Annotated in this window: 13 protein-coding genes; 3 read left to right on the plus strand and 10 right to left on the minus strand. The window is 49.2% G+C overall.

Annotation, left to right across the window (positions count from 1 at the left end; all coding sequences use genetic code 11):
* Position 1: 1 nt before the first annotated feature.
* The 4 genes from HMPREF9194_RS07925 to HMPREF9194_RS11930 form a co-directional block, all read right to left on the minus strand.
* Positions 2-1,237 carry a class I SAM-dependent rRNA methyltransferase gene (locus HMPREF9194_RS07925; RefSeq protein WP_016525850.1) on the minus strand — a complete coding sequence of 412 codons (1,236 nt, stop codon included), beginning with the start codon at positions 1,235-1,237 and terminating at the stop codon, positions 2-4.
* Between the two features lie 32 nt (positions 1,238-1,269).
* On the minus strand, positions 1,270-2,049 hold the full coding sequence (gene dapB / locus HMPREF9194_RS07930) for a 4-hydroxy-tetrahydrodipicolinate reductase (protein ID WP_016525851.1): 780 nt from the start codon (positions 2,047-2,049) through the stop codon (positions 1,270-1,272).
* 35 nt (positions 2,050-2,084) lie between these two features.
* Positions 2,085-3,419, minus strand: a complete 1,335-nt coding sequence (locus HMPREF9194_RS07935) for an aspartate kinase (RefSeq protein WP_016525852.1) — start codon at positions 3,417-3,419, stop codon at positions 2,085-2,087.
* Positions 3,420-3,672: 253 nt separating this feature from the next.
* Positions 3,673-6,786, minus strand: a complete 3,114-nt coding sequence (locus tag HMPREF9194_RS11930; protein WP_016525853.1) for an EAL domain-containing protein — start codon at positions 6,784-6,786, stop codon at positions 3,673-3,675.
* Between the two features lie 154 nt (positions 6,787-6,940).
* Between HMPREF9194_RS11930 and HMPREF9194_RS07945 the strand changes: the two genes are divergently transcribed.
* The 3 genes from HMPREF9194_RS07945 (at position 6,941) to HMPREF9194_RS07955 (ending at position 9,537) form a co-directional block, all read left to right on the plus strand.
* Positions 6,941-8,860, plus strand: a complete 1,920-nt coding sequence (locus HMPREF9194_RS07945; protein WP_016525854.1) for a ribonuclease catalytic domain-containing protein — start codon at positions 6,941-6,943, stop codon at positions 8,858-8,860.
* Between the two features lie 106 nt (positions 8,861-8,966).
* Positions 8,967-9,185 carry a type II toxin-antitoxin system HicA family toxin gene (locus tag HMPREF9194_RS07950; RefSeq protein WP_040846824.1) on the plus strand — a complete coding sequence of 73 codons (219 nt, stop codon included), beginning with the start codon at positions 8,967-8,969 and terminating at the stop codon, positions 9,183-9,185.
* Between the two features lie 10 nt (positions 9,186-9,195).
* Positions 9,196-9,537 carry a type II toxin-antitoxin system HicB family antitoxin gene (locus HMPREF9194_RS07955; protein WP_016525856.1) on the plus strand — a complete coding sequence of 114 codons (342 nt, stop codon included), beginning with the start codon at positions 9,196-9,198 and terminating at the stop codon, positions 9,535-9,537.
* 136 nt (positions 9,538-9,673) lie between these two features.
* Here HMPREF9194_RS07955 and HMPREF9194_RS07960 read toward each other — a convergent pair whose 3' ends face one another.
* The 6 genes from HMPREF9194_RS07960 to thrA form a co-directional block, all read right to left on the minus strand.
* A complete protein-coding gene (locus tag HMPREF9194_RS07960) occupies positions 9,674-10,786 on the minus strand; it encodes an ABC transporter ATP-binding protein (RefSeq protein WP_016525857.1) in 1,113 nt (370 codons plus the stop codon).
* 90 nt (positions 10,787-10,876) lie between these two features.
* A complete protein-coding gene (leuB, locus tag HMPREF9194_RS07965) occupies positions 10,877-11,971 on the minus strand; it encodes a 3-isopropylmalate dehydrogenase (RefSeq protein WP_016525858.1) in 1,095 nt (364 codons plus the stop codon).
* A gap of 45 nt (positions 11,972-12,016) precedes the next feature.
* Positions 12,017-13,642 carry a citramalate synthase gene (gene cimA, locus HMPREF9194_RS07970; protein ID WP_016525859.1) on the minus strand — a complete coding sequence of 542 codons (1,626 nt, stop codon included), beginning with the start codon at positions 13,640-13,642 and terminating at the stop codon, positions 12,017-12,019.
* Entirely contained in the window at positions 13,639-14,157 is a 519-nt protein-coding gene (ilvN, locus tag HMPREF9194_RS07975) for an acetolactate synthase small subunit (RefSeq protein WP_016525860.1), read from the minus strand. The genes cimA and ilvN overlap by 4 nt, the downstream gene beginning before the upstream one ends.
* A 15-nt stretch (positions 14,158-14,172) precedes the next feature.
* The gene (gene aroF, locus HMPREF9194_RS07980; RefSeq protein ID WP_016525861.1) at positions 14,173-16,191 is read right to left on the minus strand and encodes a 3-deoxy-7-phosphoheptulonate synthase; all 2,019 of its coding nucleotides are present in this window, start codon (positions 16,189-16,191) and stop codon (positions 14,173-14,175) included.
* Between the two features lie 9 nt (positions 16,192-16,200).
* Positions 16,201-18,672, minus strand: a complete 2,472-nt coding sequence (gene thrA / locus HMPREF9194_RS07985) for a bifunctional aspartate kinase/homoserine dehydrogenase I (protein ID WP_016525862.1) — start codon at positions 18,670-18,672, stop codon at positions 16,201-16,203.
* Positions 18,673-18,741 lie beyond the last annotated feature (69 nt).

An 18,741-nucleotide genomic window follows, 5' to 3' on the forward strand; every position in this document is an offset into this window, starting at 1 on the left:
GTCAAAGCACCCGGCATATTGCGCACGTAAGATATTCGGCTTTCGGATAGCCCAAGGGAACGGGATGGTCGGGGCCCGCGCCGCGCTTTTCCGCAATTTGTACCGTCCGTTTTGCATCGGATGCGGCATGCGTAAGCATGGAATAAAACAAAGCCGAATCCATAAACTGCGAACACGAACAGCTTATCAATATGCCGCCGGAGCGTAAAATCTTCATCGCGCGCAAATTTATTTCTTTATAGCCGCCGTACGCTTTATCGAGCGCCTTTGCATTTTTTGCAAAAGCGGGCGGATCCAAAATAATCATATCGAACAAGCGGCCGTTTTGTTCGTATTCTTTGAGAATGTCGAATACGTCTGCTTGAATAACGTTCATACGGCTTTCGGCCTTATTCAGGGCGATATTTTCTTTTACCGTTTTAACGGCATCTTCGGATATGTCGACGGCGGTTACACTTTTTGCACCGCCTGCAACGGCGTTTAAACCGAAAGCACCCGTGTGCGTAAAGGTGTCGAGCACTTCCCTATCCTTTGCCAAAACTGCGGCGCGTTGACGGTTAAACTTTTGATCCAAAAAATATCCCGTTTTTTGTCCGGCGGCAATATCGACGTTCAGCAGAACGCCGTTTTCGCGAATCGTAATGACGCCGCTTCTTTCATCGCCTATCCAGCCGGCACGAAGCGGTAAGCCTTCCTTTAAACGTATGTTCGCATCGCTGCGCTCGTATATGCCGAAGGGGCGACAGGTTTCGTTCAAAATATCGATAATAATATCCCGATATGTTTCCGTGCACAACGCCAAGAACTGAACGACAAGGTATATGCGGTTTTGGATATCGACATAGCGCTCGACGATGAGACCGGGCAAAAAATCCGCTTCACCGAAAATCAAACGGCAGGAATCTTCGCTTGCAAAAAACGGCGCACGAAGGGAAAGCGCATCGTTGATTTTTTTTTCAAAAAACGCGCGGTCAAAAACACCGGTCGAAGAGGAATCTTTGGCTAAAAAGCGCACGGCGATTTTCGATTTTTTATTTAAAATGCCGGTTCCTTCATATTGCCCCGACGATGAAAATACATTCACCGCGCACCCGTCGGCAACGGAACTTTCGGCGAGGGGAATTTTTCCGCCATCTTTGTTTTCTTTTATATAAGCTATTTCGTTATCGAAAACCCAGGGAAAGCCCTGTCTGATTTCGACTTCTTCTTTGGGCCGTAAAAATATTTTTGCAAGCATATTCCGTTCCGCCGCCTTCCGTCATTTTGCCCTTACAGGGACGAAAGCATGTCGTCCATCGTGTACGCGCGCCCTTTTTGCACACTGCCGTTTTTAAGGCTGCCGACGAGCCATTCAAAGGCGCGTACCGCTCCGGAAGCAAAACCTTCGCGGCTGCGCGCGCAATGCTTTAATTCAATAGTATCGGCGGGCGAATCGAAAAACACGCTGTGCGTTCCGGGAACGCTGCCGACGCGCAGAGACGCAACGTGAAGCTGTTCGCTTTTCGGCGCGCCGTGCAGAACGTCGAGCGTAATTTCTTTTTTTGCCGGATTTGCGCGCATAAGGGCGCGGGCTATTTCCAGCGCGGTGCCGGACGGACTGTCGGCTTTGTGCCGATGGTGCGTTTCGAGGACAGCCGTATCGTATTCGTCATAAGCGGAAATCAAGCGTGAAGCGTATTCGGCTATGCGGTAAAACAAATTAACGCCGATCGAAAAATTCGGCGAATAAAAAAGCGTACTTCCGCCCTCCGTTAAAGCGGCACGCACCTCTTCCAGTTTATCGTACCAGCCGGTGGTACCGACGACAATCGGAAGCCCCAACGGCGCAAGAGAAAAAATATTCTCGGCAGCGCAGGAAGGATGCGTAAAATCGATTACTCCGTCGGCGCCGCTTGCGCTTACCGCCCGCTCAAGTTCCGCAGCGGACGATATTTTGTCGGCATCGGCGGCGTTTGTATCGGCTTTCAGCACAATCGTATGGCCGCGATCGATTGCCGCGCGTTCAACCATGCGTCCCATCTTTCCGTAACCGGATAATGCAATTTTCACAAACTTCTCCCGTAAAAAAATTCTTTATTAATCCTTTATTCAAAAAAAGCGGCGTGAAGGGTTTTCACGGTTTTATCGGCAACGGCGTCATCGCAGATAAAACTTATGTTCACCTTTGACGCCCCCTGGCTTATCATTTCGGGGTTTATATTTTCTTTTGCCAGCGCGCCGAAAGCCGATGCAAGAATGGAACTTGAATGTGCCGCATCGCAGATAATCGCAATAATGGATTTTCCCGTTTTTATCTTCGTTTCGGCAATTCCGTTCAGTTCGTGCAGCAAGCCCGACAAATCGGCGTCCGTATGTACCGTAAGCGAAACGGACACTTCGCTTGTCGCGATAACATCGATGCTTATGCCGTATTTAAGGAACACGTTAAAAATATGCGCCAAAAAACCGGAAGCGCCGAGCATGCGCGTCGAAACGATGTCGATGAGCGTGCTGTTTTTTACCGCGGTAAGGGCGCGCACGGGCGAAGGTTTTTTGCGGTGTTTTTCCGTAATAAGGGAACCTTCCGATTGTATGTTATACGAATTTTTTACGCGCACGGGAACGCCGGCTTTGCGGCAGGGCGCCATGGAACGCGGATGCAAAATCTGTGCGCCGAAATATGCGAGTTCGGCGGCTTCTTCATAAGTTACGAACGGAACGGTTTTTGCATTTTTTACAATGCGCGGATCGGCGGTTAAAATACCGTCAACGTCTTTCCACGTTTGGATTTCGTCGGTCTTCATCGCGGCTCCGATCATGGTTGCAGTTAAATCGCTTCCGCCGCGGCCCAGCGTCGTAATGCAGCCGTCCGCATCTTTTGCGATAAAACCGGTTACGACGGGAATTGCACCATCCTTTCCGTCGCGGTAGTTACCGAGCGCTTGGGGAATTCTTTGCCACACGTCTTTTAAAAGTTCCGCATTCATAAAAGAAGAATCGGATATAAAACCGACATCCCATGCGTCGTAAAAGCGCGCCTTTATTCCCTGCACGTTCAAAAAAGAAGCGACAATCCGCACGCTCAAGCGTTCTCCGAACGACACTAAATAATCGCGGGTACGCTTGGTCAATTCGCGCAGCATGGAAATTCCGGTTAACAGCGCTTTCAGTTCGTCGAAAAGTTCTTTTATATTTTTCCGCGTCTGTTCGTCCAAACCCAAATCGCGCGCGGTATCGGTATACAGTTTTTGAATGCTGCGGATATCGGCCTTGCCCTCAAGCGCTTCATCGGCTGCGCGCAAAAGATGATCGGTTGTGTCGCCCATTGCCGACAATACGACAACCGGCTTTTTGTCTTTGTACGCTCCGATAATCGACGCAACGTGCCGGATACGTTCGGCCGAAGCGACGGAAGAGCCTCCGAATTTCATTACAATCATGCAACCGATTGTATCGAATGAACGAAGGAAAATCAACAACCCCGACGCAGAGCATCGGGGTTGTTGTTCTCATAAGGCGGTTGCAGTCGGGTTTAATACCCTTTATTACGGCGCAGCGCGCCGGGGTATTAAACCCTCCGCACGAATCAACCGCCGTGAAAAAAAGAGGCCGTTCAGGCAGTTCGCTTTGCTCACAAGCCGTTCACGTCCTCTTTTTTCACGCTTTTATCATAAGTGGATTTACTTTCCCGGCCTATGCCGTAGTACCTGCGCCGACTTTTTTTAGGGGGGGGGGGGGGGGTAACGGGTTCGACTTCAAAATCCGTTCGGTATCATCGGCCGACATCGGTTTGTAAAAATAAAAGCCCTGCACCAAAGTGCATCCGTTTTGTTTTAAAAAATCGGACTGCTCTTTTTTTTCAACGCCGTCGGCGACGACTTTTACGTGCAGATTTTCGGCAAGGATAATCATACTGCGTATAATCGCTTCGTCCGTTTTGTCTTGGCCGATTCCTTTTACAAAGGTGTCGCTCAGCTTGATTTTATCGATGGGCGTATGTTTTAAGCGCATCAGGCAGGAATATTCCGTAGCGAAATCGTCTATTGAAATTTTTACGCCGAGTTTTTTCAAATCGGTCATGATTTTTTCAACACCGACATTTTGCGACAAATACACGCCTTCGGTGATTTCCAAATTCAAATAAGAAGGCGGCAAATCGTATTTTTCCAACAAACCGCCGATAAGAGAATTCAGCTGCGAATTTTCGAATTGGCGCGGAGAAATATTTACCGCCATCGAAATTCCTTCAATGCCTTTTTCACGCCACAAGTGCAGCTGTTCGCAGGCTTTATTCAGCACCCAATTCCCGATTATTTCTATTAAGCCGGTTTGCTCACTCAGCGGAACGAAAATGTTCGGAGAAACAATCCCGAAATCTTTATTCGCCCAATGCAGCAATGCTTCCACTCCGAATATTTCTCCGGTACTCAAATCGATTTGCGGCTGATAATACAAAACCAATTCGTTTTTTTCGACGGCGGTATACAGCCGCTGGTGCATTGCTATATTTTTTGCGATGTTTTTTTTCAACGTGGGATTGCAAAACGTAAAGCCGTTTTTCCCTTTCGACTTCGCTACGTACATGGCGCTGTCGGCGTACTTTATAAGCGTATTTACCGTTTTGCCGTCTTTCGGGAACAGCGCAATGCCGCAGCTGAACGTTACGTACAACACGTCATCGTTTATGCCCATCGGTTGGCCCAGCCCTTTCATAAGCCGCTTAACGATAACCTTAATTTCGTCATTCGTTTTTACCGCAGGTAAAAAAATCAAAAACTCGTCGCCGCCGAATCGGCATATGACCGCCGAAGACGGCAGCTCTTTTTTTAAACGCTGGCTCGTTTGCAGCAAAACCTTATCGCCGTACTCATGACCTTTGGAATCGTTTATATTTTTAAAAGAATCCAAATCGATAAAAAGAACCGCAAAATCGGGCGCATTGTTTTTTATCTGACGCGATACAAACCGGTTAAAATACATACGGTTCGGCAAACCGGTTAAAACGTCATGGAAGGCCATATGTTCGATGTATCTTTCATTTTCGATTTTCAAGATGGCCGTAGAAAACAGGTTGGTAAAAATTCTGAATATCTGCAAATCGTCTTCCGTCCACGCCTTTTTGTGCCGAAAATCATGAATGCCCAAAAAGCCCGCGACGGCTTCGTTTTCTATGAGCGGAAAACAAAGAGTGGAAAGGATTTCGCGTTTGCCGAAAAACTTTTTTTCGCGATCGGTTAAAGAAACATGAGTTTTTATATCCGAATACACAATCTTTTTTTTCGCTTTCAGCTGCGTAACGCAAAAAGGCGGCAAATCGCCGAAGGAAGCGCCCTTGCCGTTTTGAACGGCTGAGTCGGGATTGTCCCACGCATGTACGAAAAGCGCTTTCTTTTTATCCTCCGAAAATCGGTATAAAAAAACCCGGTCTACACCGAAAAAATTTCCGACAACTTTTAAAGCCGACAAAATATGTTCTTCTATGTTTGATGCGTTGCCGCGAAGCAGAATGTTTGAAATCTCGGAAATAGTGCGCTGATTGTCGTTTTTTCTTTGAATTTCCACAAAGCGCGCAAGATACGATTGCTGAATGTAATACGCGACATAAGTACTTACCAAAAAAAACAGAATTCTGAATACGTGATCGTCCTTATGCAGCGGGATTACTATCGTCGAATGAGTTGCGGCGATAAATACATAGCATAAAAGAGATACAACTGCAATGAGCCGCAGCAAAAGCGTTCTTTTAAATAAAATACTGATAAACAGCAAAACCAGCGGGAATACCCACACCGTAACGGCCGCAAGAGCGCGGAACGCAAATAAAATAACCGGAACGGATAAAACGATAAGTACAACCGAAACCGTATCCGCATAGCGCTCCAATTTTTTGCTTCGCTGAAACGCGAAAATCACCAATCCCGAAATAAGCGCATATGTGCCGGCAAAAATTCCCTCCTCAACAAACACTTTAACGATAATATAGGCCATGCCCAAATGCAGCAAGCCGAATAGGATGTACAAAAAGGCAAGCGTAAAAAATATTTGTTTTTTTGACGACAATTTATTGTTGTAAAAAACGTTGTCGTCAATCGAGTCGAATTGTCGCTGGACAAGATAGTAGCCTCTGAAATTGTACAGTATCGCCAATACGGGCACAAGCGACGTTATCAAATGTACCGAATATAAAATTCGCGAATGAAAGATCAATAAAATAGCATTGCTTAGGATGTTGAGAAGCAAACTTACGGAAAATGCCGTAAGCAATAAAAGCCGCTCTTTTTTTTGCACGGGTGAACGCGTTTTTTTAACTGCGCTAAAAAGCAGCACTATGGTTGTAAGCAAATATAAAAGATAATATGCGGTTAAATACAGCGAGCCCTTTCCCGTATGTACAAAAAAAAGGTAACCGAATGCGGTGTTTCGTGCATCATACGCGGCATGAAAAACTTGGGGATACAAACAAACGAGCAATCCCGTAAACAAGAACGGAATCGACATCAGTATATACGCGCGCTTTTTAAGCATAAGCGTATCTTGAACCGATGCCGCCGCAAACAAAAAGTACGCAAAATACAAAGTGCCGAAGCCGAGAACCGAAAAATACTGCCAAAAATAAACTTTATCAGGATCGTATGAAGTTATCGTAAATGCATAGGCAAAGCACCACAACGATAAAATCATACAAATAATAAAAAACAGATATTTAGGCAGCGATTTAACGTTAAAAAAGATTACGTAAGAACCTATGGTAACGTAGATTGTGAATAAGACATAAAAAAAAAGCGGCAGTATCTTTTGTAAGTCCATAAACACTCTCCATCGTATATTATAACCCATATGTCAAAAAAAGAAAGTTAATTTTTCGCTAATTTTATATTTTTCCGCTAAAAAGTATACAAAATTTTATAAACTGTTATTCAGACGTATTGTCGATCGCTACAATATACATTAGACTTCGCTCATGCTGAAAATCGGAAACATCGTTTTATATAAAGACAGGCCCGCTCTCATCCGTGAATGTGCCGATAAATATACGATCGAATACGCGATCGGAACGCAAAAAGTGCGCGAAAAAGATATTTGCCTGCTTCACGAAGGCCCGCTTCCTTCCCTGTCCGCCCTCTTGCCGTCTGCACAAAAGGATGAAGAGCGCGATGTACTGAACGCCGCTCTAAACGAAGCGTGGGAACTTTTACAAGACGAAAACCGTCCGTCGTTTTCGCTTGCCGAAATTGCCGAATTGGCTTTCGGCGGTTTTGTGCCTGAAAAATCATGGCGCATATATGACGCGCTTGCAAAACATCCGCATTTTTCGCTTGTGCCGCCGAATCCTCCCGAACAGCCGCGCTTTTCCCTGCGCAGCAGCGAAGAAGCGCAAAAGCTGCTCGCAAAGCAGGACGAAAAAAAACGCGAAAAAGAAGAACGTTCAGCCTTTATAGAACGGCTGCGTAAAAAGCGGCTCCTTTTGCCGCAGGACGGCGTTTTTATGGGCGAAGTGGAAGCCCTCGCCTTGGGCAAAACGGATAAATCGAAAATCATGCAGGAAGCCGGAATGAGCGCTTCCCCCGAAAAAGCTCACAAATTGCTGCTCGACTGCGGTATATGGACAATATACCGCAACCCCCATCCGTCGCGATGGGGCTTATCGACGCAGTCGGCAACCGAACGCTTGAGATGTCCGCAGGAAAGCAAACGCACAAAAGTCGACCATATCGCATACGCGATAGACAGCGAATGGAGCACCGACCCCGACGATGCGATCGCATTCGACGGAACCTATGTGTGGGTACATATCGCCGACCCTGCCGACACGGTGCTGCCCGACTCGGCCATAGACAAGGCGGCGCGGGAACGCGGCGCAACGCTGTATATTCCCGAAGGAGCTTCGCGCATGCTTGCCGAAGAATCCTTGTCCGATTACGCGCTCGGTTTGCCTGAAAACGGAGAAGCCGCAACAGGCGGCGCATATTCGCGCGCGCTTTCTTTCCGCATCAAATTGAATGATGATGGCGCAATAGAAGAAACGGCGGTTTTAAAAACAAAGGTGCGCGTACAAAGGCTCACCTATGCTCAGGCGGACGCTCAAAGCTCCGGCAATTTGGCGGCGCTTTTTAAAATTGCGGATAAAAATATCGAACGGCGCAAAGCGGCGGGCGCGGTGTTTATTCAAATGCCTGAAGTCCATATTTCTCTGGAATATTCGGCAAGTGCGGCAAACGGCGAACCCGCCGTACGTATCGAACCGATTATGCGCTGCCGCTCGACGGAACTCGTACGCGAATTTATGCTTTTAGCCGGTGAAGCGGCCGCCCGTTTCGCGTTTAAAAACGCCATCCCCTTCCCCTTCGTGTGTCAGGAAAAGCCCGAAATACCGCGCAGCCTGAGCGAAGGTTTAGCGGGGCAGTACCGGCTGCGCCGCTGCATGAAAAGCCGCACGATAAGTACCTCGCCTCTTGCACACGCCGGGTTGGGGCTCGGTATGTACAGCCAGGTAACAAGTCCCCTGCGCCGCTACAGCGACCTTGCAGCGCACGAGCAGCTGCACGCGTTTTTGGACGGGCGGCCGCTTTTAAGCAAAGACAGCCTTCTTGAACGCATAAGCGAAGGAGATGCCGCAGCTTCGGCAGCCGTAAAAGCCGAGCGCAAAAGCAACCTGCATTGGACGCTCGTATATCTTTTGCAGCATAAAGACAGCCGCTTCGAAGCCGTTATTGTGGACATAAAGGAAAATCAAGCCGTCGTCATCATCCCCGCGCTGGCTCAGGAAGCCCTCATTCCCCTTGTTCCGGGCAAAACGCTCAACGACACCGTATACGTACAGCCAGCCGGCATCAACATTCCCGAATTGACTGCAACCTATGTCCCGGTAAAAGAAGCGTAGCGCAAACAATTTTCAATCGTTTTTTTTCGGCATACGATTCACATAAAACCACAGAATAGTGAAAAAAACAGTTGACTGGCAGTACTAAATGCAGTATCATTTATTTATGTCAACCATAGAGAAAATAATCGACAAAATGAAAAACCAGCCTAACGGTATTCGTTTACAAGAAGCCGATAAAGTTTTGCATTTTATCGGCTATAGATTTGACAGACAAAAGGGGTCTCATCGACAATACATCAATACCGAAGGAGATGTTATCACGATAAAGGCCGACAATACACTAAAAGCCTGCTATATAAAAGATATTTTAAAGCGTATGTAAGGAGTACTAAATGAAAGTACAAGATTATTTGGATTTACCGTATTCTATTATTATTAAGAAAATCACCGATGAAAGCGGCACCTATTACCACGCTGCCGTTCAGGAACTTGAAGGCTGCCAAAGTACCGCCGATTCTTTTGAAGAAGCCTATACAAACATTTATGAAGCAATGGAAGGCTGGATAGAAACAAAACTTGAAAACGGATTCGAAGTCCCCAAACCTCTAGGAGAAAATAACTACAGCGGTAAATTTGTCTTACGTATCCCCAAAACGCTGCACAAAAAACTTGCATTAGCTGCCGAAAAAGAAGGGGTATCGCTCAATCAATACGCCCTTTATAAACTGTCCTAAAAACAAAAAACCCTTTTAAGAAGCCGTAAAACGACTCTTAAAAGGGTTCCCAAAGACCGCCGCAAAAGGCCGCGTGTACGGCCGCTTTTCGGCAGTTTCTTTTTAATTGAATATGCCGGCTTTGCAGCCACTCAATTTACTGCGCTTTTACGTCGTCGCAAATGCTCAATTCGGTATCTTTGTCGAAGAATTTGGCCTTTGCCATAACCGGAACAAAGTTTGCCGTATCGCCGATTTGGAACGTAACGTCCGGAGCCGTGCGCACAACCATGGACTGGGTTTTCGTGTTGAGGAACAAGTGCGTTTCGGCGCCCAGCGGTTCGATAACCGACACTTTAAGCTGCATATTGTTTGCGGCGGCGGGTGAGGAACTGTATTCCATATCCTCCGGACGGATTCCGAAAAACACTTCTTTTCCGACATAATTTTTCAAAATCTTCGCCTGATCGTCGGTAACGGTCAATTCGAAAGTTCCTTCGTCGGCAATAATCTTGCCGCCTTTTTCACCGATTTTAACGTTCAAAAAGTTCATGGGCGGAGAACCGATAAAGCCCGCGACGAATTTATTGATCGGGTGATTGTACAAATACAAAGGCGAACCGATTTGCTGCACTTTACCGTCTTTCATAACGACGATTTTGTCGGACATCGTCATAGCTTCGATTTGATCGTGCGTAACGTAAATCATCGTCGCGTTTAAGCGGTGGTGCAAATCCGAAATTTCGGCACGCATTTGAACGCGCAGTTTTGCGTCCAAGTTCGACAAGGGTTCGTCGAAAAGGAATACTTTCGGATTGCGCACGATGGCGCGGCCTACGGCGACGCGCTGGCGCTGTCCGCCGGAAAGCGCTTTGGGTTTGCGGTCGAGCAGTTTTTCAATATCCAAAATGCGGGCGGCTTCATGAACGCGCCGGTCGATTTCGGCTTTATCTACTTTGCGGATTTTAAGACCGAACGCCATGTTGTCATACACGGACATGTGCGGGTACAAAGCGTAGTTTTGAAAAACCATCGCGATGTTCCGGTCTTTCGGCGGAACGTCGTTCATCAATTCGCCGTCGATGTACAGCTCGCCTTCGGTAATGTCTTCCAATCCGGCAATCATTCGTAATGTTGTGGATTTACCGCAGCCTGACGGGCCTACGAAAACCACAAATTCTTTGTCGTCTACGACGATGTTCGCATTATCTACCGCGCGCACGTTTCCGTCGTATACTTTTCCGATACCTTTGAGTTCAACTTTAGCCATTGCTCAAAGCCTCCTAAAATTTATTTTATGCAACCATTATATACGATAAAAAATGCGCTGTCAAATTGTTTTTATGCGGCTGTTGAATTTTCAGATATTTTCCAGCGCTTCGGCGACAAGCTTTCCCATCGCCGTTGTGCCGACCAGTTTGCCGGCCGCTTTTAAGGAGTCGGCATCGCTTCCCACTATGTCGGCGGTACGCCAGCCTTCGTCGAGGACGGCATTTACGGCTTTTTCGATTGCGCACGCTTCTTTTTCGGCGCCGAAACTGTAGCGGAACATAAGAGCGCAGGATAAAATCGTCGCCAAAGGATTTGCAATATCTTTTCCGGCAATGTCGGGCGCCGAGCCGTGAATGGGTTCGTATAAGCCGGGCGTTCCGGGTTTTCCGAGCGAAGCCGATGCGAGCATGCCGATCGAGCCGGTTATCTGGCTCGCTTCGTCGGACAAAATATCGCCGAACATATTGCTTGTAACGATAACGTCGAATTGGCGCGGATTGCGCACAAGCTGCATTGCGGCATTATCGACATACAAATAAGAGAGCACAACCGAAAGGTATTCTTTTTTTACGCGCTCGGCAACTTCGCGCCACAAGCGGCTCGATTCGAGAATATTCGCTTTATCGACAAGGCACAGCTTTTGACGCCTTTTTTCGGCAGCTTCAAAACCGAGCCTGACTATGCGCTCGATTTCATGCACACTGTAGCGTTCCGTGTCCCACACTTCGCTTCCGTCGGCGCTGCGTCCGCGTTCGCCGAAATAAATGCCGCCGGTCAGTTCGCGCACGATAAGAAGGTCCAAACCGCCTTCGGTAATTTCATCTTTTAAGGGGCAGGCGTTTTTTAACTGTTCAAAGATAAGGGCCGGACGCAAGTTTGCATACACGTTCATGCCGCTTCTCAAACCGAGCAAAGCCTGTTCGGGGCGTATGCCGGGAATATTGTCCCACTTGGGACCCCCGACCGCTCCCAACAGCACCGCATCGGATGCAAGACATACTTCAAGCGTTTTTTCGGGCAGGGGTTTGCCGCAAGAATCGATCGCGACTCCGCCGGCCAAAACGCTTGTATACTCAAAGCGGTGCGAATATTTTTTTGCCGCGGCATCCATAACGTGTACGGCTTGTTCAACAATATCGGGGCCGATTCCGTCGCCGGGAATAAGCGCTATTTTTTTATTCATACTCTCTCCAATCGTTCATCTTTTATAGATTTTATAGAACCTTTTTTATAAAAAAGGTTTGTACTTTTTTTCCATATCGCGGATGAATTTGTATTCGAACGAATCGACCAAGGCCAGCCACGAGGCTTCCATAATATCGGCCGAGACGCCGACCGTCGTCCACGAATCGTTTCCGTCCGAGCTTTCGATTAAAACGCGCACCTTTGCGGCGGTCGCGCTTTGCGAATCCAATACGCGCACTTTATAATCGGTTAAGCGTATGGATTTTACGGCAGGATAAAAGCGTTCCAGCGCTTTGCGTAAAGCGGTATCGAGCGCGTGAACGGGACCGTCTCCCTCGCCCGCCGTTACTTCAAGCTGGCCGTCCACTTCAATCTTCAGCTGCGCATAAGAACACAGCGTTTCATCAAGGCGGGGCTGCTCGCCGAGCGTTTTATAATAGCGCAGGTTAAAAAACGGCTTGTATTTTCCGATTATTTTGCGCACCAAAAGTTCAAAGCTGCCGTCGGCTCCTTCAAACTGATAGCCGGCGTGTTCAAGCTCTTTTACCTGCCGCGTAATTTCGGAAACAAGCGGGCTGTCTTTTTGTATCGACGGTTCAAACTTGCGGATTTTTTCGATAATCATCGAACGGCCGGCAACTTCGCTCATTAAAAATACACGTTCGTTGCCGACGTCTTCGGGCTTAATATGTTCGTATGCGGCGGGATTTTTCGTAACGCCGTCTATATGCATGCCCGCTTTGTGCGCGAAGGCACTCGAACCGATGTACGGCGCGCCCGCGGGAAGCGAAATATTTGCGACTTCGGCAACCTTGCGGCACAGGGGCGTAAGTTTTTTTATGTTTTCTTCGGGAATACACACCTTTTCCATTTTAAGCTGCAAGTCGGCGATAACGGAAGACAGTTCCGCGTTGCCGGTGCGCTCCCCGAAACCGAGCAGCGTACCCTGCACGTGAGAGGCGCCCGCCGTTACGGCTAAAAGCGAATTTGCGACGGCAAGAGCGCAATCGTTGTGCGTGTGAATGCCGATACGCACGGACTTTTTATCCGGCGTTTTGGTATCTTTAAAAATGTCACAGACGGTTTTTACGGCGCTTTCAACATCGGCGGGCATGGTGCCGCCTTTTGTGTCGCAAAGCACTAAGGTGCGGGCGCCTCCTTTTGCGGCGGCGCGAAGCGTTTTAAGCGCATAATCGGCATTCGCTTTATAACCGTCAAAAAAATGCTCGGCGTCGTATATAACGGAACGGCCCGCTTCGCACAAATACGCGCAGGTTTCTTCTATCATTAAAAGATTTTCTTCAAGTGTCGCCTTCAGAATTTCGGTTACCTGAAAATCCCATGTTTTGCCGAAGATGACGACGGTATCGGTTCCCGCAGCCAAAAGGCTTTGCAGGTTGGCGTCTTCGGCACAGTTTATATCTTTGCGCCGCGTCGCGCCGAATGCGCACACGGCCGAGTGCTTAAGCTTCAGCTTTTTTACCTGCTGAAAGAATTCCAAATCTTTCGGGTTCGAGCCGGGATTGCCCGCTTCGATGTAGGCGACGCCGAGTTCATCCAGCGCCGACACAATGTGCAGTTTATCCTGAACGGAAAAACTGATTCCTTCTCCCTGCGCTCCGTCGCGCAAAGTCGAATCGAGAATTTCTACGGCTGCAGTATCGTTCATAAAACCTCGGCTCCTCTGCTCATTGCGGTAAGCCCCGTACATACCATTTCTATAATACCGAAGGGTTCGAGCAAGCCGATAAGGCTCGTTATTTTATCTTCACTTCCGGTCGCTTCCATAATAAGGGAATCAGCAGCGACATCGACAATCCGCGCTCTGAAAATATTCGCCGTTTCGATAACTCCGAGCCGTTTTTCGCCGACGGCCGCCACTTTAATGAGCGCCGTTTCGCGCATAACGGTACGAGCGGGATTACAGTGGCGAATCGAGATAACTTCCACCAACTTTGCCAGCTGTTTTTCGATTTGTTCCAAAATGTACTCGTCGCCGCGAACGACAATCGTCATGCGCGATTTTCCGGGATTGGAAGTTTCGCCGACGGTAAGGCTGTCGATATTATAACCGCGTCTGCTGAACAGGCCCGCAACACGGCTGAGAACGCCGGTATGATTTTCAACCAACACGGACAAAACATAGCGCTTTACGTTATCCTGATTCATAGTATCGGAATTCATAAACGCCCTCCCCGTTCAAAAGGATTCGGTATACAGACCCAAAAGATGGACTTCATCGGAAAATTCCTGCAAGCCCGAAAGCGCATCGGCAACAACCGCTTGCGCCTCTTTTTCGTCGATGTTCGTTCCGCCGCGCGTCAATTCCGCATCGGCGTAAAACATATAGCGCCACGGCTGCCCCTGTACGGGACGCGATTCAAGACGCGTAAGGTTTACGCGCAAACGATCAAAGACGCCGAGACAGCGGTACAAGGCGCCGCTTTCATTTTTTGCGACAAAGGCAAAACTTGCCGTTAAAACGCCGCTGTTTTGCAGCGAAAGCCGGTAAAGCTCCGTGCCGTCTTTTGCCTGAGCGGCGTCGCGCGCGCAGATAATCAAAAAGCGCGTATAATTGCGCGGATTGTTTTCTATACCCGTTTTAAGCACTTCCAGTTTTGCGCCGCCCTTAACGCAGCGAAGCGCATCCTGCGAAGCGATTGCGGCATCGTGTACGCTTCCTTTACGTTCGACCGTTTCGGCCGCATCGGACGTTGAAGAACATTCAACAAGGCGCCAATCGGGGTGCGATGCCAAAAAGTCGGAACACTGGGCAAGCGCTTGCGGATGAGAATACACCGTTTGTATCGTATCGAAGCTTGCACCGCTACAGGCAAGCAGGGAATGTTCGACCCGCATTTTAATGCCGCCTGCAACGGCGACATCCGAAAAACGGATGAGGTTGTCGTAATTTTCGTATACGGAACCGGCAAGGCTGTTTTCGATCGGAACGATTGCGCACGAAACCCGCCCTTCGCTTACGGCTTGGAACAAACTGCGGAAATTCGGATACGGAACGGTTTCAACCCGAGCGTCAAAATAACGGCGGGCGGCTTGTTCGGCATATGCGCCGTGAGAGCCTGCAAAGGCGCAATCGATACAAGCGTTTTGTCCGCCGGCGGACATTTTTGTGCCGCACCGATTTTTTGAATCCGCCGAGTGCTCGCCGCGGTCGGCTTGCGGCCTTATGCGAAGCGTTTCTTTTCCGGTAAGGGGAGCAAGCACGTCTATGTCGCGCATAAGCTTTTCGAACTGTTCCGGATACAGCGATTGGGCACCGTCGGAAAGCGCCTTATCGGGATTGCAGTGCACTTCGACGATAATGCCGTCGGCACCGGCGGCAACCGCCGCAAGCGCCATCGGCGGCACCTTGTCGCGGATTCCGACCGCATGGCTGGGGTCTACTATAACCGGTAAGTGGGTCAGCGAGCGGACAATCGGAATGGCCGAAAGGTCGAGCGTATTTCTTGTCGCCCGCTCAAAAGTACGGATTCCGCGCTCGCATAAAATAACGTCATCGGTTCCCGAAGAAAGCAGGTATTCGGCCGCCATAAGCCATTCTTCGATCGTTGCCGAAAGGCCGCGCTTAAGAATAACCGGCTTTCCCAAGGCGCCGACCTTTTTTAAAAGTTCGAAATTCTGCATATTGCGCGCGCCGATTTGGTAGACGTCCACGTAATCGATCATATCGGGAATGTGGTCGGCCGAAACGATTTCCGTAACGACGGGAAGACCGAATGCGTTTCCCGCCTCTTTTAAAAGCTTTACGCCTTCGGCTCCCAAGCCTTGAAACGCATAGGGACTCGTACGCGGCTTATACGCACCGCCTCTGAGCATAACCGCTCCGGCTTGCGCAACGCGGCGGGCAACGTCGAACATTTGCTCGCGGTTTTCAACCGCACAGGGGCCGGCAATGCTCACAAAGCGCGAGCCGCCGATGCGGATAACCTGACCGCGGTTGTTCACGATTTCGACGACGGTATTTTCTTTTTTGAATTCCCGGCTCGCCATTTTATACGGCTTGGAAATCGGAATGACGCGCTCGACTCCGTTTAAAATTTCAACTTCACGCGGATCGATCGAAAGTTTGCCGACCGCACCGAAAATCGTATCTTCTTCGCCGCGTATTTCGTTTACGCGGAAGCCCTTCTCTTCAAGGAAAGAACGAAGGCTTTCTTTTTGCTTTGCCGAAATATTTTTTTCAAGAACGATAACCATATGCTGTCCTTAGGCTTCGGGATTCCACGAAACCGTACGCAAAATATCGCCGAACACACCGGCAGCCGTTACTTCGGCCCCCGCTCCGTAGCCGTGAACGGTCAGCGGAATGGGAGCGTAGCGCTCGGTGCGGAACACGAACGCGTTTTCTCCGTCGCGTATGCCGTACAAAGGATCCGAAGCGCCAACTTCGACAAGGCCGACGCGGCACACGCCCTTTTCGATGGAAGCGGCCATGCGCAGCACCCTGCCCTTCGCTTTCAGTTTTTCGATTTTATCTTTAAAATAATCGTCAAGCCCGGCGAGCTTTTGCAAAAACTCGTCTACCGAACCGGAATCGTCAAAGCCGGCCGGAAAGATGCATTCGGTTTTGATATCGGCAGGCTCGCAGGAAATTCCCGCTTCACGCGCGATGATGAGTACTTTGCGCTCAACGTCTTTGCCCGCCAAATCGTCGCGCGGGTCGGGTTCGGTAAAGCCCTTTTTCTTCGCTTCGGCAACCGCGCGGCTGAACGGAACGCCTTCGTCCAATCGGCCGAATATGTACGAAAGCGAGCCGGACATAATGCCGGAAAAGCCGACAAGTTTGTCGCCGCTTTTAATAAGGTTTTGCAGCGTATCCATAACCGGAAGTCCTGCGCCCACATTCGTTTCGTATAAAAAGCGGCGGTGCATGGCGTTCGCCGTTCGGCGCAGTTCTTTATAAAAGTTCATGTCCATGGAATTGGCGCGCTTATTCGGCGTTGCAATATGCATGCCCGCTTTGAATATGTCGAGGTATCTCAGCGGAAGTTCCGAAGATGCCGTACAATCGACGAACACCGGATTCAGCGGTTTAACGCGCGATACAAAATCGAGCATGCCGTCAACCGATACGTTCGTCTTTTTTTTCGGGAACGACTTTTTCCACGAAGCCAAATCGATGCCCGCTTCGCTGAGCATCATGCCGTCCGCAGACGCGATTCCCATAACTTTTATGTCGATATTCTGGGCGGCAAGTTTTTTTTGCCGGCTGCGGATTTGTTCGATGAGGCAGCCGCCGATAGTACCGGTACCGAAGATGAATAATTCGATCGTTTGCGCGGTATTGAAAAAGAAGCGGTGTGCGGAACGCACGGCCGTATCGCCGTCGGTTCCGTTTATAACCGCACTTATCGAACGCTCCGAAGAACCTTGCGCAATCGCCAAAATATTTATATCCTGACAGGCGAGCGCGTTAAAGAAGGTTCCGGCAACGCCGCGTTTTTCTTTCATGCCGTCGCCGACAATCGACACGATAGCACAGTCGTTGACGACTTCTACGGTGTTAATGTCGCCGGTGCGGATTTCGTATTCGAATTCGTCATTCAAGGATTTTTCCACCGAAGCGCTGTATTCCTGCTTAACGCAAAAACTGATTGTATATTCGGAACTGGATTGGGTAATGAGGAGCATGGAAATGCCCGTGCGCGCAACTGCGGCGAATATGCGCGCGGCAATACCGTGTTTGTCTTTCATACCCGAACCGGACACGCTTATCATGGCGGTTTTTTTAAGGCAGGTTATGCCGCGTACCGCACCCGCCGAGGGAAAAGGCCCGACACCGATTCGCGTTCCGCGTGCGGACGGATTGTGGCTGTTTAAACTCCACGCTTCTATGCCGCGTGCCGAAAGCGGCGCAAGCGTTTTGGGGTACAACACCTTCGAGCCGAAAAACGAAAGTTCCATCGCTTCTTCGTAGCTCATATCGTCGACCAAAATGGCATCGCTTACAATGCGCGGATCCGCGGTAAAAATACCGTCAACGTCGGTCCAAAATTCAACCTTTGAAGCGCGCAAACCTACGGCAACGATGGCCGCCGAAAAATCCGAACCGTTTCTGCCGAGCAGGCCCGGCTGACCGTTTTCCCACGTACACACAAAACCGGGAAACAGTAAAATGCGCGCGTCGGCGGCCTTTTCGCCGTCCACATAGGGCGCAAACGCGTCCATCGTTTTTTTGTAATTCGGGTCCCCTTCCTGCTGCAAGCCGGTTGTAAAAATCAGCGTGCGCGAATCGATGAGGCACACCTTTTGCTTTTTCGCCTTTAAAACCGCTTCCATAATCGGCGAACTTAAAAGTTCGCCCAAACCCATAATGCGGCAGTGGACCGAAAGCGGGCATTCGCCGAACGCGGCAACCGCATTCAGCATTTTTTCATAATCGGCAAAAAGCGGCTGCAAGCCCTTGAGCACGCCGGAAGCGTCAAAGCCTGTGCACTTTTTGGCAATGTCGGCGCAGACGGCCGAATGGATTTTTTTTACCGCGGAAACAAACGACTTTGCATCGCCTCCCGCGCAGCAGCCGTTTATACTGTCCATAAGCAAATTGGACACGCCTGCAACGGCGGATACGACAACGCTTACGCGGTCTTTTTTTGCGCGGTCGATAATAATATCCGCGGAATTAAGTATACGTGCGGCGCTGCCCATAGAGGTACCGCCGAATTTTAATGTCAGCATATATTCTCCGAATGGGCAATAGTAGCATAAAAACGGATTGTCTGCAATCTTCGGTGATATTAATTTAGT

Origin of the sequence: Treponema maltophilum ATCC 51939, assembly GCF_000413055.1 — a bacterium.
Lineage (GTDB): Bacteria > Spirochaetota > Spirochaetia > Treponematales > Treponemataceae > Treponema_C > Treponema_C maltophilum.